25 protein-coding genes and 1 pseudogene are annotated in these 18732 nt (G+C 38.4%); 18 read left to right on the top strand and 8 right to left on the bottom strand.

All coding sequences use genetic code 11. The features are described from left to right. Positions 1-10: 10 nt before the first annotated feature. The 3 genes from U9R83_RS16760 to U9R83_RS16750 all read left to right on the top strand — a co-directional run bounded on the left by U9R83_RS16760 (position 11) and on the right by U9R83_RS16750 (position 2717). Positions 11-883, top strand: coding sequence for a LysR family transcriptional regulator (locus U9R83_RS16760; protein ID WP_014459158.1), 873 nt, complete (start codon positions 11-13; stop codon positions 881-883). A gap of 130 nt (positions 884-1013) precedes the next feature. Next, on the top strand, positions 1014-1793 hold the full coding sequence (gene fabI, locus U9R83_RS16755; protein ID WP_013084067.1) for an enoyl-ACP reductase FabI: 780 nt from the start codon (positions 1014-1016) through the stop codon (positions 1791-1793). A 396-nt stretch (positions 1794-2189) separates the two neighbouring features. After that, positions 2190-2717: a hypothetical protein gene (locus U9R83_RS16750; RefSeq protein ID WP_243549552.1), complete on the top strand. Its 528-nt coding sequence runs from the start codon at positions 2190-2192 to the stop codon at positions 2715-2717. A gap of 107 nt (positions 2718-2824) precedes the next feature. On the opposite strand, the gene U9R83_RS16745 is transcribed toward U9R83_RS16750, so the two are convergent. After that, a complete protein-coding gene (locus U9R83_RS16745) occupies positions 2825-3043 on the bottom strand; it encodes a hypothetical protein (RefSeq protein ID WP_042992022.1) in 219 nt (72 codons plus the stop codon). A 155-nt stretch (positions 3044-3198) separates the two neighbouring features. Between U9R83_RS16745 and U9R83_RS16740 the strand changes: the two genes are divergently transcribed. The 11 genes from U9R83_RS16740 to U9R83_RS16690 all read left to right on the top strand — a co-directional run bounded on the left by U9R83_RS16740 (position 3199) and on the right by U9R83_RS16690 (position 8911). After that, positions 3199-3516 (top strand): hypothetical protein, encoded by a 318-nt coding sequence (locus tag U9R83_RS16740; protein ID WP_115654424.1) that lies wholly within the window; start codon positions 3199-3201, stop codon positions 3514-3516. A gap of 340 nt (positions 3517-3856) precedes the next feature. Beyond that, the gene (locus tag U9R83_RS16735) at positions 3857-4228 is read left to right on the top strand and encodes a sulfurtransferase (protein ID WP_243549550.1); all 372 of its coding nucleotides are present in this window, start codon (positions 3857-3859) and stop codon (positions 4226-4228) included. Then, complete coding sequence (locus U9R83_RS16730; protein ID WP_115654422.1) at positions 4207-4467, top strand: metal-sensitive transcriptional regulator; 261 nt, start codon at positions 4207-4209, stop codon at positions 4465-4467. The genes U9R83_RS16735 and U9R83_RS16730 overlap by 22 nt, the downstream gene beginning before the upstream one ends. Before the next feature lie 91 nt (positions 4468-4558). Continuing rightward, positions 4559-4786, top strand: coding sequence for a sulfurtransferase TusA family protein (locus U9R83_RS16725; RefSeq protein ID WP_014459166.1), 228 nt, complete (start codon positions 4559-4561; stop codon positions 4784-4786). A gap of 46 nt (positions 4787-4832) precedes the next feature. Next, the gene (locus tag U9R83_RS16720) at positions 4833-5315 is read left to right on the top strand and encodes a DsrE/DsrF/DrsH-like family protein (protein WP_013058040.1); all 483 of its coding nucleotides are present in this window, start codon (positions 4833-4835) and stop codon (positions 5313-5315) included. Between the two features lie 27 nt (positions 5316-5342). Beyond that, a complete protein-coding gene (locus tag U9R83_RS16715) occupies positions 5343-5699 on the top strand; it encodes a rhodanese-like domain-containing protein (RefSeq protein ID WP_014459167.1) in 357 nt (118 codons plus the stop codon). Positions 5700-5721: 22 nt separating this feature from the next. Beyond that, the gene (locus tag U9R83_RS16710; RefSeq protein ID WP_243549548.1) at positions 5722-6018 is read left to right on the top strand and encodes a rhodanese-like domain-containing protein; all 297 of its coding nucleotides are present in this window, start codon (positions 5722-5724) and stop codon (positions 6016-6018) included. Between the two features lie 55 nt (positions 6019-6073). Then, entirely contained in the window at positions 6074-6625 is a 552-nt protein-coding gene (locus tag U9R83_RS16705) for a sulfurtransferase TusA family protein (RefSeq protein WP_243549547.1), read from the top strand. 62 nt (positions 6626-6687) lie between these two features. Continuing rightward, the gene (locus tag U9R83_RS16700) at positions 6688-7815 is read left to right on the top strand and encodes an MBL fold metallo-hydrolase (RefSeq protein ID WP_243549545.1); all 1128 of its coding nucleotides are present in this window, start codon (positions 6688-6690) and stop codon (positions 7813-7815) included. 24 nt (positions 7816-7839) lie between these two features. Continuing rightward, a complete protein-coding gene (locus tag U9R83_RS16695; protein WP_042992027.1) occupies positions 7840-8064 on the top strand; it encodes a sulfurtransferase TusA family protein in 225 nt (74 codons plus the stop codon). Positions 8065-8134: 70 nt separating this feature from the next. Beyond that, the gene (locus tag U9R83_RS16690; RefSeq protein ID WP_243549543.1) at positions 8135-8911 is read left to right on the top strand and encodes a sulfite exporter TauE/SafE family protein; all 777 of its coding nucleotides are present in this window, start codon (positions 8135-8137) and stop codon (positions 8909-8911) included. Positions 8912-8938: 27 nt separating this feature from the next. On the opposite strand, the gene U9R83_RS16685 is transcribed toward U9R83_RS16690, so the two are convergent. The 3 genes from U9R83_RS16685 to U9R83_RS16675 form a co-directional block, all read right to left on the bottom strand. Further along, positions 8939-9115 (bottom strand): hypothetical protein, encoded by a 177-nt coding sequence (locus tag U9R83_RS16685; protein ID WP_176544807.1) that lies wholly within the window; start codon positions 9113-9115, stop codon positions 8939-8941. A gap of 94 nt (positions 9116-9209) precedes the next feature. Continuing rightward, positions 9210-9749, bottom strand: coding sequence for a DUF2812 domain-containing protein (locus tag U9R83_RS16680; RefSeq protein WP_243549541.1), 540 nt, complete (start codon positions 9747-9749; stop codon positions 9210-9212). After that, positions 9750-10076, bottom strand: coding sequence for a PadR family transcriptional regulator (locus tag U9R83_RS16675; protein WP_140451309.1), 327 nt, complete (start codon positions 10074-10076; stop codon positions 9750-9752). 490 nt (positions 10077-10566) lie between these two features. Between U9R83_RS16675 and U9R83_RS16670 the strand changes: the two genes are divergently transcribed. The 3 genes from U9R83_RS16670 to U9R83_RS16660 all read left to right on the top strand — a co-directional run bounded on the left by U9R83_RS16670 (position 10567) and on the right by U9R83_RS16660 (position 13097). Beyond that, a complete protein-coding gene (locus U9R83_RS16670; RefSeq protein ID WP_014459171.1) occupies positions 10567-11769 on the top strand; it encodes an aminotransferase-like domain-containing protein in 1203 nt (400 codons plus the stop codon). A gap of 5 nt (positions 11770-11774) precedes the next feature. Next, the gene (locus U9R83_RS16665; RefSeq protein ID WP_014459172.1) at positions 11775-12407 is read left to right on the top strand and encodes a dienelactone hydrolase family protein; all 633 of its coding nucleotides are present in this window, start codon (positions 11775-11777) and stop codon (positions 12405-12407) included. A gap of 75 nt (positions 12408-12482) precedes the next feature. Beyond that, on the top strand, positions 12483-13097 hold the full coding sequence (locus U9R83_RS16660) for a GNAT family N-acetyltransferase (RefSeq protein WP_226701397.1): 615 nt from the start codon (positions 12483-12485) through the stop codon (positions 13095-13097). A gap of 48 nt (positions 13098-13145) precedes the next feature. On the opposite strand, the gene U9R83_RS16655 is transcribed toward U9R83_RS16660, so the two are convergent. The 4 genes from U9R83_RS16655 to U9R83_RS16640 form a co-directional block, all read right to left on the bottom strand. After that, positions 13146-15089: an ABC transporter permease gene (locus U9R83_RS16655; RefSeq protein WP_226701396.1), complete on the bottom strand. Its 1944-nt coding sequence runs from the start codon at positions 15087-15089 to the stop codon at positions 13146-13148. After that, complete coding sequence (locus U9R83_RS16650) at positions 15079-15840, bottom strand: ABC transporter ATP-binding protein (protein WP_328575333.1); 762 nt, start codon at positions 15838-15840, stop codon at positions 15079-15081. Before U9R83_RS16650 ends, U9R83_RS16655 begins: the two co-directional genes overlap by 11 nt. A gap of 100 nt (positions 15841-15940) precedes the next feature. After that, complete coding sequence (locus U9R83_RS16645) at positions 15941-16945, bottom strand: sensor histidine kinase (protein ID WP_205664229.1); 1005 nt, start codon at positions 16943-16945, stop codon at positions 15941-15943. Continuing rightward, on the bottom strand, positions 16938-17630 hold the full coding sequence (locus tag U9R83_RS16640) for a response regulator transcription factor (RefSeq protein ID WP_013058026.1): 693 nt from the start codon (positions 17628-17630) through the stop codon (positions 16938-16940). The genes U9R83_RS16645 and U9R83_RS16640 overlap by 8 nt, the downstream gene beginning before the upstream one ends. Positions 17631-17800: 170 nt before the next feature. On the opposite strand from U9R83_RS16640, the pseudogene U9R83_RS16635 reads away from it, so the two are divergent. After that, a pseudogene (locus U9R83_RS16635) lies at positions 17801-18714 on the top strand (NAD(P)-dependent alcohol dehydrogenase). The last annotated feature ends 18 nt before the right edge of the window (positions 18715-18732 follow it).

Raw genomic sequence — 18732 nt, 5'->3', positions numbered from 1 at the left:
GCGGGAGAAAATGAGCTTAGTGAAATATGAAATTTTAAACAAAGTAGCTGAAGTGAAAAGCTTTACAAAAGCGGCAGATGCGCTGGCACTCACGCAGTCAGCGGTCAGTCATGCCATTACAAATCTCGAAACAGAATTTGGATTTCCGCTTGTGAATCGAAACAGATCAGGTATTACCTTAACAACAGAAGGCGAAACGATGCTTCTTGCCATTCGGAAAGTGCTGCAAGAAAATGAAAAGGTTCATCAAGAAGCAGCCAGTCTCTTAGGTCTTGCAAAAGGAACGATTAAAGTTGGGATTTTCAAAAGCGTATCCACCAAGTGGCTCCCTGAAATTATTCAGCTGATGGAAAAAAGCTATCCGGCCATTCAAATTCAGCTAAAAGAAGGCGATTATCTTGAAATTGAACAGTGGCTGCTGAGCGGAGAAATAGACTGCGGTTTTATTAACATTACGCATTCAAGTCAATTTCATATTATCCCTTTAAAAAAAGACCCGCTGCTGTGTGTCGTATCAAATCAAAGTGCTTTGTATCATCAAAAAAACGTTTCCTTTAAAGATTTAGAGAAAGAACCGTTTATTATGCCGACATACGGCGGATATCATGATATTAAGCAATTGTTTGAAGAACAGGGGGTTCAGCCTGAAATTCGCTTTGAATTAATGGATGAAAGTGCTATCCTATCGATGATTACGTATCACTTAGGCATTAGCATTTTACCTGAAATGCTTTTGGATTCTATCCCGCAAGAGCTGCGTGCGATTCCATTTCAAGTGGACAGCTACCGTTCAATTGGTCTAGCTACTCGCTATCATCTTTCACCTGCAGCTAAAAAATTTGCTGAAACAACGCAAGCATGGCTGCAAAATTCGGACAAGTAAGAGATTATTTATAAAGCAAAATCGGTTAATTCATAAGACTCTTAGGAACTAAGAGCATCTTTGTGCTATAATAAAGCTATACAATTACCTATTAGTCATCATTGATGACTAATTTTTTTTGGAGGATAATATGGAAGATTTATTACAATTAAAGAACAAGAACATTGTGATTATGGGAGTTGCCAACGACAGAAGTATTGCTTGGGGTGTTGCAAAAGCCCTTCATCAAGTAGGAGCAAACTTAATTTTTACATACCGTAAAGAACGTTCACTAGGAAAATTGAACAAGCTTTTAGAAAAAAATGAAATTCAAGCATCATTAATTGCTGAATGTGACGTAAACAGCGACGAAAGTATTGAAGCAGCTTTCAAAAAAATCGGAGAAGAAGCAGGCACAGTTCATGGAGTGATTCACTCTGTTGCGTTTGCTCACTCAGAAGATTTAAACGGCGAGTTTATTAATACATCAAGAAGCGGATATGCATTTGCTCAAGATACAAGCGCTTATTCATTTATCGCCGTAGCGAAAGCAGCAAAACCTCTTATGACAGAAGGCGGTTCTCTTGTAGCAATGAGCTATCTTGGTGCAGAGCGCGCAGTTGAAGGCTATAACGTAATGGGCGTAGCAAAAGCAGCGCTTGAGTCTTCAGTAAAATACTTAGCATTAGACTTAGGGAAAGACAATATCCGCGTAAATGCGATTTCAGCAGGCCCAATTCGTACACTTGCAGCGAAAGGCATTTCTGACTTTAACCAAATTCTTCACCATGTTGAAGAAAAAGCACCTCTTAAGCGTAACGTAACGCAAGCAGAAGTTGGCGACATGACGGTTGTATTACTGAGCCACCTTTCACGCGGCGTAACGGGAGAAATCGTACACGTGGACGCTGGTTATAATATTGTAGGTTAATCCCGAAGAGGCTGGGACAAAAGGATTTTAGACAAAGTGAAAAACGAGCCATTGATCAAGATGTTTGATTAGTGGTTCGTTTTTTTTGTTATGTTAAACGCAGGTTTCTTGTGTGCAGGTCTTTCTAGCAGTTGATTGGAGGGCAAGGCGAAGACTCCTGCGGAAAGCATAGTCTTGCACGGAAATTAACTGCGGTGTCACAAGCGGTTCAGCTCATGTATACGAGTTGTTCGTCTTTAGATTAGATTCATTTCGATATGTCTCAGCCTCTTTTTTATAGAAAACTGAGTAGTCTATCGTTTCCTATTTTATTTCTATTAAAATTATCAGTCAAAGGACAAGCATCCAAGCATTTTTCCTGCGAATGAATAAAATAGATAGACACATAAAAAAAGGATGATTACGATTAAAAAAGATGATAAATATCATGTAGAAAGATCTTATTCTTCTAAGAAACATCATCATTGTTCTTCCACACAAGGAAATACAAGAGACTCAGCGTTTCGTGCTCTTAGCCTTACAAATCAATCCGTATCAGCAAACACTTCTATAAAGGTTTCCTATCAGTTCAAACAATTTGACTTAGCAAATGAATATAACCCGGTTACGTCCACTTTTCGTCCTAAAAAAGATGGCGTATATTCTCTTGTTGCTACAATCGGATTTCTCCCTAATGATACGACTGTAGATTATCGAGCGCGCGTAGAAATTCGTGTCAATGGCACGGCGGTTATCGCGATTGATAACGATTTCTTTGGAGGGAACACTGTGTTTGTTAACGTAGTATCGGTCTCTACTATTTATAATTTAGAAAAAGGAGATCGAGTTGAAGTCTTCGCGGAAAGTAATGTTGACGGAACAATTGTCACAACAGAAAATGTGTCGCATTTCGAAGCAGCAAGATTTCCATCTCCTTCCGAATAAAAGGCTACATGCATCTTTTGGTGTATAGAAGTCGAGAAAAACAAGTTTAATACAAGCTGGCAAAAGAAGCAGACTTCTTATAAGAAATCTGCTTCTTTTGCTTATATTCATTTAAACGTTTCTTTTATATTTTTCTCAGCTTTTTTCATGGGAAGGTAAACAAATACGTGTAAAGAAAGGCCAATCACGGCAGTAATATTAGCAATAAGGCTAATAATAAGAAATAGCCATTCTATACTTCCAGATAAGTTTATGCTTCCGCTTATAAGAGAAGAGCTTACTCCTATAAGTAAGATAGCCATTAATAATGGTAAGTTTTTAACCAATTGAAATCCTCCTGGATGTTTTATATTAATATTACCATATAAAAACAAAAGTGTGATTTAATTCATAATTAATCAAACGCCTATATTTTAAAATAGATAAGCTCTAAATCCCAACATGAACATATGATGTGGCAAAGAAAAGGAGTTGAAGGAACATGCATCAAGGACAGCAGAATTATATTCCATGGGAACAATGGCATCATCAGCATCCGCACGGCACGTGGAATCAATGGCATCAGCAACATCCACATGTACCTTGGGAGCAGTGGCACAAACAGTATCCGCACGGCACATGGAATCAATGGCATCAACAACATCCATACACACCTTGGAATCAGTGGCACCAGCAGTATCCGCACGGTACGTGGAATCAATGGCATCAGCAAAATCCATACGTGCCTTGGAATCAGTGGCACCAGCAGCATCCACACAGTTCGTGGAATCAATGGCATAACATTTATCATCAAAGCTAATCAGCTTTTTACTATAAAAGGTCCGGTTCTCCTTGGGAACTGGATCTTTTGTGTGTAGACGTGAATGATACAGTAAGCTTATTTTCTAGTAATTTATATGAGCCCAGGTGATGCATGAAAACGGAAAAGTATGTTTGATCTATAGGGTAGGGGGTACACACAATAAAGCAGGTTAAAGAAAACATTCATGATCCCTAAGCTGTATAAAGTGGATTGGTTCATATGAAAGGATCCATGTATAAGCAAAATCAAATATAATTTTATCGCTTGACAATATACCTATAGGGGTATATTATAAACGTGTAAACAACATCAATTCAATAGCAAGGCGGTGATTCTTATGCTATATATAGCAGTGTTGTTGCTTGCTATTTCATTTATCGCATACAGACGTTATTATCCTGTTAAAAGAATACAGTGCATGCGTGAACTTGAAGCGAAAGAACTTGGGCGAACGATTGTAGATATTCGCCATTACCATGAAGCTCATGATTCTAAGGGGTTAGTTATGCCGTATGCTTACCTCAAACGCTTTTATTCGGAAATTCCACAGGGCAGCGTTCATGTAATTGCCGAAGATAGAGTGGAATTAAATTTAGGCGTACGGTTCTTACGAAAAAAAGGTTTTCAAGTGCGCAGCTATGAATTAGCAGCGTGTAAGTGTCAAAGGAAAGAAAGGGGTATTCGATTATGGAGTATAACCAGCAAGTGAAAAATCGGCTGCGTCGAATTGAAGGGCAGCTAAAAGGCGTGCTTAGCATGATGGAGCAAGGAAAAGACTGTCGAGACGTCGTAACTCAATTATCGGCTGCAAGAAGTGCCATTGATCGCACGATGGGAGTCATGGTGAGCAGCAATCTTGAACAGTGCGTCAGAGAGAGCCTGCAGCATGGAGAGCCAACCGAAGGGTTAGTGCAAGAAGCTGTACAGCTGTTAGTGAAAAGTCGTTAATCATTGTCACCTTATTTAAGGTTGACGAATATCATTATTTAATATAATATACCCTTACAGGTATATGTATATAAAAGGAGAGATAGCTACTATGAAAATTGATCAAGTTTTAGATGCAAAAGGATTAGCGTGTCCAATGCCAATCGTAAAAACAAAAAAAGCAATGGATACTTTAACAACAGGCCAAGTATTAGAAGTGCAAACGACAGATAAAGGTGCTAAAAGTGACTTAACCGCGTGGGCAAAATCAACAGGACACGAGCTCATTGATTTTAAAGAAGAAGGCAGCACATTTATCTTTTACATTCAAAAAGGCTAGTTTTTTTAGAATTAAATATACCCCATAGGGTAATAGGAGGAACAACATGACTGAACAAAAGAAACGAACAACAATCGTATTATTTAGCGGTGATTATGATAAAGCGATGGCAGCTTATATTATTGCCAACGGAGCGGCTGCTTATGACCATGAAGTGACGATATTTCATACGTTTTGGGGATTGAATGCGCTTCGTAAAGAAGAAATGGTGCCGGTGAAAAAAGGATTTTTAGAAAAGATGTTTGGCAAAATGATGCCGCGCGGTGCGGATAAAATGGGCTTATCTAAAATGAACTTTGCAGGTATGGGACCTAAAATGATTAAAAACGTAATGAAAAAGCATAATGCCCTGACGCTACCGCAGCTTATCGAAATGGCACAGGAACAAGATGTGAAGCTAGTGGCTTGTACGATGACGATGGATCTTCTAGGGTTACAGGAAAAAGAACTGCTAGATAATATTGAATATGCAGGCGTAGCGGCGTATTTAGCCGACGCAGAAGACGGAAACGTAAACTTATTCATCTAAAAGATAGCTCATGAAGCGAGGATTAATATGATTATCAATGCGCTTATTATCATCTTTCTGCTGTGGTTTTTGTATCAGCGTTTTGCACCCGTAAAAGGTATTCAGCAAATAGCCACAACGGATTTAAAAGCAAAGTTAAAAAATAAAAATAACCAGTTTATCGATGTGCGAACATCACATGAATTTCGTACCAAACATATTAAAGGATTTCGAAACATTCCTTTATCAGAACTGCCAGCGCAAACAGGCCAGCTTTCAAAAGACAGAGAAGTAGTCGTTATTTGTCAAAGCGGAATGAGAAGTATGAAAGCAAGTAAGCTGTTGAAAAAGCAAGGTTTTACATCCATCACCAACGTTAAAGGCGGCATGAATACGTGGAGATAAATCAAGAAGGAGGAGACGTAGCGTGAAGACAATAGCAGCACAAGAAGTAGAACAATTAGTACAGAACCAAAAACAAATTCACATTTTAGACGTGCGTGAAGTAGAGGAAGTAAAAACAGGTAAAATTCCAAACGCTTTAAATATCCCGCTTCCTTTATTAGAATTCCGTATGCATGAATTAGATAAAGCAAAGAACTACATTATTGTCTGTCGTTCTGGCGGCAGAAGCGGTATGGCAGCTCTTTTTCTTGAACAGCAAGGCTACAGTGTAACGAATATGACCGGTGGAATGATGGAGTGGAAAGGGGAGACGGTCTAATTTTTTTAGATTGAAATATACCCCTACTAGTATTTGAACCAAGGAGGAAATAGAAATGATGCAAGCAAACTTCGTATTAGATGCAAAAGGGCTAGCGTGTCCAATGCCAATCGTAAGAACAAAGAAAAAAATGAATGAATTAGAAGCAGGTCAAGTGTTAGAAATCCAAGCAACGGATAAAGGCTCTACGGCTGACCTACAAGCATGGGCAAAAAGCACAGGTCATGAGTATTTAGGTACAGAAACAAAAGATGACGTTCTTCACCACTTTATTCGTAAAGGCGGTGCCGAAGAAAGCGTAACGCCCATTCCTGAAATTTCATTAGAAGAATTTGCGAAAAAAGTAGAAAATGATGAACATCTTCATATTTTAGACGTTCGTGAAGTAGAAGAATACGATGAAGCTCATATTCCAGGCGTTGTTCATATTCCGCTTGGCGAAGTAGAAAAACGTGCGCATGAATTAAATAAAGCGAATGAAATCTATATTATCTGCCACTCTGGAAGACGAAGTGAAATGGCAGGTCAAACGATGAAGAAGCAAGGATTTAAACATTTAATTAACGTGGTTCCTGGTATGCGTGACTGGACGGGTAAAGTAGAATAATCAATTGAACATAGCGAATTAAAAAATTTTGATAGTTTATATACCTAAGGGGGTATTTTAATATGACAGTGCATGTGCTTACTGCAAAAGAAGTTACATCTAAAATTATCAATAAAGAACCGTTATTTATCTTGGACGTTCGTAACGAAAGTGATTTCAGCGATTGGAAAATTGAAGGTCGTTACTTCGATCATTTAAATGTTCCATACTTCGATCTTTTAGAAGGAGTAGAAGGAATCTTAGAAAAAATCCCTTCTGATAAAGAAGTGGTAGTTGTCTGCGCCAAAGAAGGTTCATCCGTGATGGTAGCTGACATGCTTTCAGAAGCTGGTCTTACAGTATCATACCTTAAAGGCGGAATGAAAGCGTGGAGTGAATATTTAGAGCCTATTAAAGTTGGCGATTTAAAAGACGGCGGAGAAATTTATCAGTTTGTTCGTATCGGTAAAGGGTGCTTATCTTATATGATCGTATCAAACGGGGAAGCTGCTATTATTGATGCGACGCGTATGGCAGATGTGTACATCAACTTTGCCAAAGAACTTGGTGTCACGGTTAAGCACGTGTTTGATACGCACCTTCATGCAGATCACATTTCAGGAGGAAGAGTTATTGCGGAAGCAACAAATGCAGCGTACTGGCTGCCTCCAAAAGATGCAGAAGAAGTGATGTTTGACTACAACGCTTTAGAAGAAGGTAGCGATGTCGTGATTGGTAACACAACCATTACGATTCAGCCGCTTTATTCACCGGGTCATACGATTGGATCAACTTCTTTTATCGTAGACGATCAATACTTGCTTTCAGGTGATATTTTGTTCATCGATTCAATTGGACGTCCTGATTTAGCTGGTATGGCTGAAGACTGGGTAGGCGATCTGCGCGAGACGCTTTATACACGCTATAAAGCATTGTCAGATGAGTTAATCGTATTGCCAGCTCATTTTATGATTATTGATGAGCTAAATGACAACGGCAGCGTAGCTGAAAAGTTAGGTACGTTGTTTGCGGAAAATCACGGATTAAATATTGAAGACGAAGCAGAGTTCAGACACTTAGTAACAGATAATTTACCGCCGCAGCCAAATGCGTATCAAGAAATTCGTGAAACCAACATGGGAAAAGTAAGCCCAGATGAAGAAAAACAGCGTGAAATGGAAATTGGACCAAACCGCTGTGCGATTCGCTAAAACCTAAACAAAGGAGAGAGAGAAATGGAATCAAATAAAGTACTAGATGCAAAAGGGCTGGCATGTCCAATGCCGATTGTTAAAACAAAAAAAGCAATGAATGAATTAGAAGCAGGTCAAGTGTTAGAAATTCACGCAACGGATAAAGGGGCAAAAAATGACCTTGCAGCCTGGGCAAAATCTGGCGGTCACGAGCTTCTTCATACAGAAGAAGGCGACGTTCTTAAATTTTGGATTAAAAAAGGATAAGAAATAATGGACGAAAAGGGTATCTCTTGTAAAAGGTACCCTTTCCTTATATGAAACGGAGCGACTATAGATGGATCTTACATTTATCATCACGCTTTTTCTTATTGGATTTATTGGGTCGTTTATTTCCGGTATGGTCGGTATTGGCGGGTCTGTTATTAATTATCCGATGCTGTTATATATTCCTCCATTAGTAGGAGTAGGAGCATTAACGGCTCATCAAGTCTCCGGTGCAGGAGCTGTTCAAGTATTCTTTGCGACAATAGGCGGCGTATGGGCGTATCGAAAAAGCGGGTTTTTAAATAAATCATTAATTTTATATATGGGGAGCAGCATTCTAATTGGGAGCATGCTCGGAAGCTATAGCTCGCATTATATGAGTGAACAAGGATTAAATGTTGTATATGGAGTTTTAGCTCTTATTGCGGTTATAATGATGTTTATTCCAAAGAAAAACGTAGATGAGATCAAAAATGGTGAGCTTCAATTTAACAAAAAGTTAGCTTCTATTTTATCGCTGCTTATCGGAACCGTAGCAGGAGTATTAGGAGCAGGAGGAGCCTTTATTTTAGTTCCCGTCATGCTCGTAGTGCTTAAAATTCCAACTCGAATTACCATCGCCACTTCACTAGCGGTTACCTTTATTTCTTCCATTGGTTCAACGGTTGGAAAGCTGGTGACGCATCAAGTGCCATTTATACCAGCACTAATTTTAATTGCTGCAAGCCTAATTGCTTCTCCAATTGGTGCAAAAGTTGGTCAGAAAATGAATACAAAAGTGCTTCAGTGGATCCTTGCCGGTTTGATTTTAGCAACGGCAATTAAGATTTGGTGGGGGCTACTATAAAAAAGCTATGGATTCCCATAGCTTTTTTTATAGCACTTCATCACTTTCCACATACGTTTCAAGCGCAGGATGAAATTCTTTTTGATAGTGGTTAGACGGACACACTTTCACAACAGTCGCGTGAAGTGCGTTAGATTTTGATGTATTTAACACTTGCTTACATTTAGGGCAGCGCTCATTAAATAAGAAATGAAACCATTTCACTTTTATCACTCCTGTATTAAAACCTTTAAACCTTATCGAGTTAATAAGGATTATAAAGGGTTTAATATGGAAGGTCAATAAAAAGAGTATCTCTTTAGATGTTGCGAAGCTTCTTTAGTTTACGCTGATACGCCAGGTAAGGGAGTCCTGGAAATACTAAAAGTACCGTTAAAGTTGCTACTAAAATCTCAGTAATCGTACCTACTGCTTTAGGAAGCCAGCCGTATAAGCTCATAACGTCAAAAAGCAGCAGAAACACCATCGCGACAAGAATAGATAGAGCTGCTTTTCCTACAGAATGCTTTTCGCGTTTATATCTGTCAACAATGGTTTCTACATCGGAATAAATAGGTTTTGTTCCCGGAAGTGCGCTGAAAATATGCATAGCATTGCCTGTTGAACAAACATGCTGCCATCCGGCTTCTTTAAAAAGCAGAAAATATTCATCATCTGCATGTTCTTGAAAATCTAGTGTATATTGAAGCTCTTGAGGCTTTCCTTTTTTTAATGTATATCCTAAAAATGCAAAACGATCTAACAGCCAGCCTTTTTTCGCATAGTCGCTAAGCTTTTGTAAATCTTCTTTTTCGGCAAAAGCAGTTCCGCCACTCAGTATGTATTTTGTCTTCTTCATTTATAAACCTCCTAAAGCATTTTCAGCATGTGTAATCATTTCTTTACGGCGCTGAACTTCTTTTTTTAAAAACTGAATTCCTTTTTCTGTTGCAACATACGTTTTCTTTTTGTCTTTGCTTTCGCCATAAAGCATGATTAACTCAGCTGCAAGAAGTTTTTTAATTGTAGTGTACATAGATGCAGGTCCAATCGAAAACTGTTGATTGGTCATATCTTCAATCGTTTTCATAATAAGATATCCGTGTTTTGCTTCTAAGAGCGACACTAAGATGTAGTAGGACGTGTCGGTAAGTTCCCCCGTCTCTAATGAATCGTTTCTCGGCATATTCAACCTCCTTATATCATTAAACGATATATCGTTAATTAATATATATCATTTAATGATATAGACAGTCAATAGAAAATGTTAAATTTTAGGCTTAGAATTGCCTCGTGAACCTATTTAACGAGTAGAAAGGGGAAGAAATCTTACAAAATAGTTTACTAAGATAAATATATTTGTATAAAAAATTAAGAATTTGTAGAATTTATTGTTTATTTATTTGGTTTTTATGTTATCCTTTTTAACATACATTAAACACAAGGCCATAATTATCGTACGACCTTTGATTTGTGTTACAGATAGTGAATGAGAAAAATATATATTGAAAGGAGAAAAGGAGAGTCAGAGAGGGTGCGAATGCTAGTTGTCTGTTAAAAAGGCATCTTGCACGGTAACTGTCTGATTTTATAAAGGTAATTGTCCACAGTTATTTTTCTGACTATTCGAATAATTAATGTTAAAAGTTTAAAATCTAAAAAAGGAATGATCATCAATGAAAGATAAATTTGCCGAACGAGCTAGTCTTGTAAAATCCTCTGAAACACGCGAAATCTTAAAAGTCACGGAACGACCAGAAGTCATTTCGTTTGCAGGAGGACTTCCGGCTCCAGAACTGTTTCCCGTTGAAGCAATGAACGAGGCGTGCCGTGCCGTATTAAATGAAGACGGAGCCGCTTCGCTTCAATACAGTACAACTGAAGGGTATATTCCTTTAAGAGAAGCCATCTCTACACGAATGAAGCATATCGGCATTGAGTCCACTGTTTCAAACATTTTAATCACGTCCGGCTCTCAGCAGGCAATCGATCTTACCGGGAGATTGTTTCTTAATGACGGAGACGTGGTAATCTGTGAAAGTCCAACGTATCTAGCAGCCATCAACGTTTTCAAATCTTACAATGCAACGTTTGTAGAAGTAGATATGGACGAAGACGGAATGATTATGGAAGAGCTAGAGAAAAAGCTTCAGGAAAATCCGCATGCGAAATTTATTTATACAATCCCAGATTTTCAAAACCCTACAGGGCGCACATTAACGCGGGAAAGACGTCAGAGAATGATCGAGCTTGCGAACGCCTATGACGTGCTGATTGTAGAAGACAATCCCTACGGAGGAGTCCGATTTGCAGGAGAAACGCTTCCCCCGGTCAAGCATTTTGATACAGAAGGCAGAGTTATTTATATCAGCACATTTTCTAAAATTTTTGCACCAGGTCTTCGAATCGGCTGGGTGTGCGCAGATGAAGCTTTCATTGATAAGTACGTGGCATTTAAACAAGTAGCAGACTTGCATACGGACAGCTTTGCTCAGCGGGTAACGGCTAAGTATATGGAGCTTTATGATATCGAAGAGCACATTCAAAAAATTAAAGCCGTGTACAAAGAGCGATGTACACAAATGTTATCTTGTATTGAAGAATTTTTCCCGGAGAATTTGTCTTACAGTAAGCCAGAAGGCGGATTGTTTATTTGGGTAGAGCTGCCCCAAGGAATCGATTCAGCACATATCTTTTCAGAATGTCTAAAAAATAACGTAGCCTGTGTTCCGGGAACACCATTCTTTCCAAATGGCACAAGAAACAACGCCCTGCGCTTGAATTACTCTAATATGTCTGCTGAACAAATCGTAGAAGGCATGAAGCGCATGGGAGACGTATTGCACCGTGAACTGACAAGGGAAACGACTGTTTTATAAAAGAAATGAAAAAATCAAATAAAGCGATTTTATTGATTCATGAAATATACGGTGTGAACGATCATATGAAGTTTATGAAAGAGAAATTGTCTAAGTTAGAGGCAGATATTATCTGTCCTAACTTATTATCTAAAGACGTTCCTTATCGTTATGAAGAAGAGGACATGGCTTATCAAAACTTTGTTCAAAACATCGGTATTGATGAGGGTTCAAGACAAATCAATAACATGTTAATTCAGCTAAAGCAAGAATATGAAGAAGTAGGGGTCATAGGATTTAGTGTAGGAGCCACAATATCGTGGCTATGCAGTGAAAACAATTTGTGTGACTTCGTGATTGGCTGTTACGGATCGCGCATTAGAGACTATATAAATAGACGTCCTGTGTGTCCAACTCTTCTTCTTTTTCCTGCTGAAGAGCAAACATTTGATGTAGACTCTTTAATAAACTCATTAGAGCAAAAAAGAGAGCCGCTTTTGAAAATCAAAAAGTTTTATGGATTTCATGGGTTTATGAATCCTTTTTCAAAAACCTTTAATAAAGAATCAGCAGACCAAGCCTTCCAAACCATAAGTGATTTTCTCGAAAAAAACTTAGCTGATAACCAGTATTATAATGAAAGTGATACCTTACAATAAGCAGAAACTGACCCTTTTTCAGTACATATACATGTATTAACATTTTCTTTAGACGTATTGAAAAGGGGCGAGGTTATGCTAAAGTCAGTTGAAATTGTAGGAACAGCAGTAAAGCTAGTACCGCTTGAAAAAATGCATGAGCAAGGACTCTATGAAGCTGCAAAACCGAAAGAAATTTGGGAGCATCTCCCGGTAAAAGTTCATCGTCTAAGTGATATGAAACGGCTGATTGAAAGTGCTTTAACAGCAAAGCAGGAAGGAAGAGAGCTGCCTTTTGCTGTATTTGATATAGAGTCACATTCAATTGTAGGAAGCACAAGATTTTTAGATATTTCCCTTCCTAACAAAAGCGTAGAAATAGGGTGGACGTGGTATCATCCATCCGTGTGGCGCACTCGGGTTAATACGGAGTGTAAGTATTTATTATTAAAACACTGTTTTGAAGAGCTGAAGTTTCACCGCGTTCAATTTAAAACGGATGTGCGAAACAAGCGGTCTAGAGCGGCTATTAAACGATTAGGTGCCACGCAAGAAGGCATTAGCAGAAAACATATGGTTTTACCAGGTGGATACGTACGAGATTCGGTCATCTTCAGTATAATCGATGACGAATGGCCGTTTGTCAAAAAGCGGTTAGAAAATTTTTTGCATGCAGCCAGTGCGGAAAATAAAGAAAACGCCAGCAATTAATGGCATTTAAAGATAAAAAGCACAAGCTGTAGCTTGTGCTTTTTATCTTTAAAGAGCTTCTTTAATCATTTTTTTATAGTAAAGAACAGATAAAATACCAAAAATAGAGTACAGCGCCGTATAGACAATCATGACGATAATAATAGGTGTCCAAAGCTCTGTCCCAAAAAAGAACCAGCCGGATTGTACGGCAAAATAGCTGTGAAGCAAGCCTACGATTAACGGAATGCCGAAATTAAAAAGCTGCTTTATTTTTATGCCTTTTAGTAAATCATTTTCAGTGAAGCCGAGTTTTCTAAGAATCGTATAGTTTGGCTTTTCATCTTCACTTTCGTCCATTTGTTTAAAGTAAAGAATGCACCCTGACGTGATTAAAAAGGCCAGTCCTAGAAAAGCGACAATGAACATAATTAGACCCATAGTCTGCTTTTGGCTTTTTACCGTTTCGATACGCGAATCATTGAAGGTGTGATTGCCCAATTTCGCTTCTTTAAAAATCTTATTTGCTTTTGGTACGTCATTTTTTTGTGATATATCTATCCCTGTGTACACAGAAGATTCTTTTTGCACAGAAGGATTCACGTCTTTTTCCAGTTCATTAAACACAGAATCGTCTACAATCACAGTAGGCATACCGCTCGTAAAATAGGTAGATAAGAGAAATTTTCGATTTAAACCTATATACTTTTGCGGAATGACTTTTTTCTTTCCTCTTAGCTCAATTTCTCCGGAATCTTTAAATGAATTTACTCGTTGAAGCATATCATTATAGCCGGTAAACAAAGTTTCATTTTGAGCTACATTTACACCACTAACAGATTTTTCGCTAACAACTGAAAAAACCATAGCGGACGAGTCTACCATCGGGCCTTCCAAATTATTTTCTAAGATGTTTTTTACGTTTGCTTTTACCTGGATGACGTCGATCTTTTTTTCCGTATATGCTATTTTCTTTTGATCCAGCGCGGCTTTAAATGAAGCAGCGTCTTTTGTATTATTGATCGAAAAATCGTTAGGCACATAATCTTCGGCCGACTTTTCAGCAGAATAATAAGAGATGTAGCTCAAGCACAACAGACCAATAGCAAGAGCCGATACGGTTGTAATAACCGTCAGTAACAGTGCATTTGCTTTCATGCGAAACATAATGGAAGAAAGAGATAATACATTGTTAATCGATAAATAGCCTTTTTTGCTTTTCCGCATCAGATTTAATAAAAAGCGAACTGAGCCTTTGTAAAACAAATAGGTTCCGATGATAACCGAAGCTAAAATAGATACCATTGCGATGGACAAAGCATTCATGCTTGTAAAAGATCCGTCAAACAATTTAGCAGAAATATAGTAGCCGGAAGCAACAAAGATCATGCCAAGAATTCCAATAATAATTTCAAGAATACTGATTTTTTTTGTTTTGCTTTCTGTTGATGACGTAACGCGGAATAGTGCTAAAATGGTCTGTCTTTTAATAAAAAGATAGTTCATCGTCATGATTAACAAATAGATGACGCCGAACACAATCAGCGTTTGAATCAAGGCTTCTTCTGAAAAGTGAAGCTTGGCAATGCCTTTTGTATCGGTGATTTTAAACAAAATCATAATGACCGCTTTTGAAAACGAAAACCCAATTAAAATGCCGACAATCAGTGAGGCAAAATACAGCATAAAATTTTCAACGGTCAAAATACGGAAAATTTTTGTTTTGGTCATGCCAATTAGCTGAAATAAGCCAATTTCTTTACTGCGTCGCTTAATAAAAATCGTATTTGCATATAATAGAAAGATAGAAACAATGGCTACAAGTAAAACAGAAGCGGCCCGAACCGCCGCGCCTCCTTTAATGGAGCCTTTGGTTGCATCAAGAGCAGGATCGTACTGAAGCGTGACAAAAGCAAAATATAAAGCTGCGCTGAAAACCAGTGCAAAAACGTACAAATAATAGTTTTTTACATTCTTTTTGAAGTTGCGGAAGACGAGCTGATTAATATTCATCTTGCACTCCGCCCAGTACACCTTGAGTTTTCATAATATCTTCAAAGAAGTCTTTTCGCGTTTGATCCCCTTTATACAGCTGCGTATAAATTTGTCCGTCTTTTATAAAAATCACTTTACTGCAGTAGCTGGCTGCCACTGGGTCATGCGTTACCATCACGATTGTTGCGCTTCTTTTGTCATTAAGCTCGGTCAGTTTGTTTAATAAATCGCTAGCTGCTTTTGAGTCAAGTGCACCGGTTGGTTCGTCAGCAAAAATCATACTTGGCTCATGAATAAAGGCTCTTCCAGCAGAAGTACGCTGCTTTTGTCCGCCCGAAATTTCATTTGGATATTTATCTTTGAGCTCATAGATGCCGAGCTGTTTGGCTAGCGCGTCAAATTTTTTGTGAGCTACTGCTGAAGGAGTTTTTACAACAGAAAGAGGCAAGAGGATATTTTCTTTGACTGTCAGTGTATCGAGCAAGTTATAGTCTTGAAAAATAAAGCCTAAATGTGTTTTTCGGAAGTTTGCTAACTGCTTTTCTTTCATTCTGCTAATTTCATTTCCTTCAATTTTGATGGTTCCGCCGTTGATTTTATCAATCGAGGAAAGCACGTTCAGAAGCGTGGTTTTACCTGAGCCGGAAGCCCCCATAATTCCTACAAATTCTCCTTTCATAATGGTAATATCTACACCTTTTAATACTTCTTGTTTATTAAATTTATTTCCGTAGCTTTTATGAATATTAGTAGCTTCTAATATGTTCATATGTATTCACTCCTTTGATTTGATACGTTTATTATAAAAAAAGAGCCTTGCGTTTTCCTTTGATTCACCGAACAAATGACGAAAGCATGTGACATTTTTGTCACATGCTTTTCATATCAACAAAATCATTTGATTTAGGAAAGGCAAGCGTAAACGTCGTGCCTTCGTTAAGAACTGACTTCACACCAATGTGAATAGAAAGAGCGTGCGCAGCTTTTTGAGCGAGATACAAACCCATACCTGTGGCACGGCTGTCTTCATGCTGAGTGGTTGATGTAAAACCTTTCTCAAAAATGCGCGGCATATCTTGAGGAGAAATGCCGCGTCCGCTGTCTTTTATCTCGACGTACACTTGACCATGGTGCTTGTAGCTTCTAATCATTACGTCAGATGCTTCACTGTACTTGACTGCGTTTGTTAAGAGCTGTCTCATAATAAACGAAAGCCACTTTGCGTCACACAGTACACGTTCTGCCTGTATGTCCACATCAAACCCAATATTTTTTTGCATACACCAAGCTTGCAGCGTTTTGATTTCAGTGAAAATAAGGGACTCTAAATCCAGGTGTTCAATATACATATCATTTTCGATAAAGAAAATGCGCTTTTGATGCAGCTGTTGATCAAGTAAAAAGTGAATACGGAGCCACTCGAACGTCAAGTTTGCTTTAACTTCTCGATTTTCTAAGCGTTCAATTATTAAATGCATTGCAGTTAACGGCGTTTTAATTTCGTGAATCCAAGCTAACATTTCATCTTTTTCCTGCGTCACGTGCAGCTGAGTTTGCACCGCATCTTTTTTCGCCTGTTCTAATTGTTGCATCAGATTTCGCTGAACAATCTTTTCAAACGGACGCAGCGAATGAGAAAGGGTAGAAGAATCAAAGAAATCCTCCTCATCTTTTAACCCTTGGTAAAATTTCGTTTCTTTATGATAGCGGAAGACGCAGAAAATAAGAAAGATAATCGATGATAAAAACACGATATAAAGAATCGAAGACAGCGGAATGGAGCTATCAATATAAGCGATAAAAAGCATAAAAAGATGCATCATAAAAAAGAAAAGAATCCAGCTTAGACGCTCGCGAATAAAGAGTTTAATCATAGCGTTCCTCTTCAATCGCTACATAGCCTTGGCCGACTTTTGTTTCAATAAAAGTTCCCAGTCCAATTTCATCTAATTTTTTTCGCAGGCGATTGACGTTTACCGTCAGCGTATTATCACTGATAAACCGTTTATCTTCCCAAAGGCTATTAATCAGTTCGTCTCGGCTTACAATCGTATTCTTTTTATGTATTAAGCATTTTAAAATAAAGATTTCATTTTTTGTTAAATCGATAGCTGTAGATTCCGTTGATACTTTATTTTTTTCATAATCAATCGTTGCGCCTTGCCATGAAAGAAGGTTTACTTGCTCAACGCTGTAATTATATACGCGGCGGAGGAGGGCCTGTATTTTTGCTACAAGCACATCAAAATGAAACGGCTTTTGCACAAAGTCGTCGGCTCCAAATTGCATAGACATCACCATATCAGAAGGGTGATCTCGTGAAGATAGAAAGATAATAGGAATTTTTGAGTGAGAGCGAATCATTCTGCACCAGTGGAATCCGTCATACTTCGGCAGTTGAATATCCATAATAACCAAATCAGGTTTTACCTCGCTAAACTCCTGCATAACGTTACTGAAATCACGGATGCCATAAACATCATATGACCATTGCTCCAACCGCTCTTTCAGTTCATTAAACAGTGTTACATCGTCTTCAATTAAAAGAAGTTTAAACAACCGTACTTACCACACTTTCTGTTTTTATACTCATTTTATAGTAATATCCTTTTATTTACCATATGTGATAGTAGATTCACCGGCGTTCTTTATAAAGTGTGAAAGAATAGCTTTCACCGAGCATAGTTTATAAACATATATTGAACTCTAGTGAAAAAGGGAGAGCTGTTATGAAAGCAATGGTATGTACAAAGTATGGTAAACCGGATGTTCTTCAGCTTCAAGAAGTGGAAAGCCTATTCCAAAAGAGAATGAAATACTGATAAAAGTTCATGCCACCACGGTCACATCGGGCGACTGCAGAGTGAGGAGCTTTAATAGTCCACTGCTATTGTGGCTTCCAATGCGAATAGTTTTGGGATTACGAAAGCCTAGAAAATCAATACTAGGCGTAGAACTGGCCGGAGAAGTAGAGGAAGTCGGAAAGAACGTAACGCGTTTCAAAAAAGGCGACCAGCTGTTTGCAATGACAGGTATGAAGTTCGGAGGATATGGGGAATATATCTGCTTACCAGAAAAGGGGACAATAGCCGTAAAGCCAGAGAATGTAACCTATGAAGAAGCCGCCTCTATTTCTTTCGGCGGCACGACGGCTCTGCATTTTTTTAGAAAAGGAAACATTCAAACCGGGCAAAAAGTGCTTATTTACGGTGCTTCAGGTGCCGTAGGAACTGCCGCTGTACAGCTTGCTAACTATTACGGAGCTGAAGTGACAGGCGTGTGCAGTGCTAAAAATAATGAACTAGTAAAGTCTTTAGGAGCAGACCGCGTCATCGACTACCAAAACGAAGATTTTACTGAAAAACAAGAAAGATACGATCTTATCTTTGATGCCGTTGGGAAAATCACAAAAAATCAGTGCAAGGAAGCGTTAGCCTTAAATGGACGCTTTGTTTCGGTCGAAGGGCAAGGAATTGCCAAAGTGCAGACGAAAGATTTATTACTTCTTAAAAAACTTATGGAAGAAGGACAGATCCAATCAGTGATTGATAGATGCTACTCTTTAGAACAAGTGCCAGAAGCTCATGAGTATGTAGAAACCGGACATAAAATAGGGAGCGTAGTCATTACGTTAAAAAATTAAAAAAGAGAATCTCTATAA

The sequence above is a fragment of the Priestia sp. LL-8 genome (assembly GCF_036227845.1).
In the GTDB taxonomy this organism is placed as follows: Bacteria; Bacillota; Bacilli; order Bacillales; family Bacillaceae_H; genus Priestia; species Priestia zanthoxyli.
This window is presented reverse-complemented; position numbering and strand designations above follow the sequence as displayed.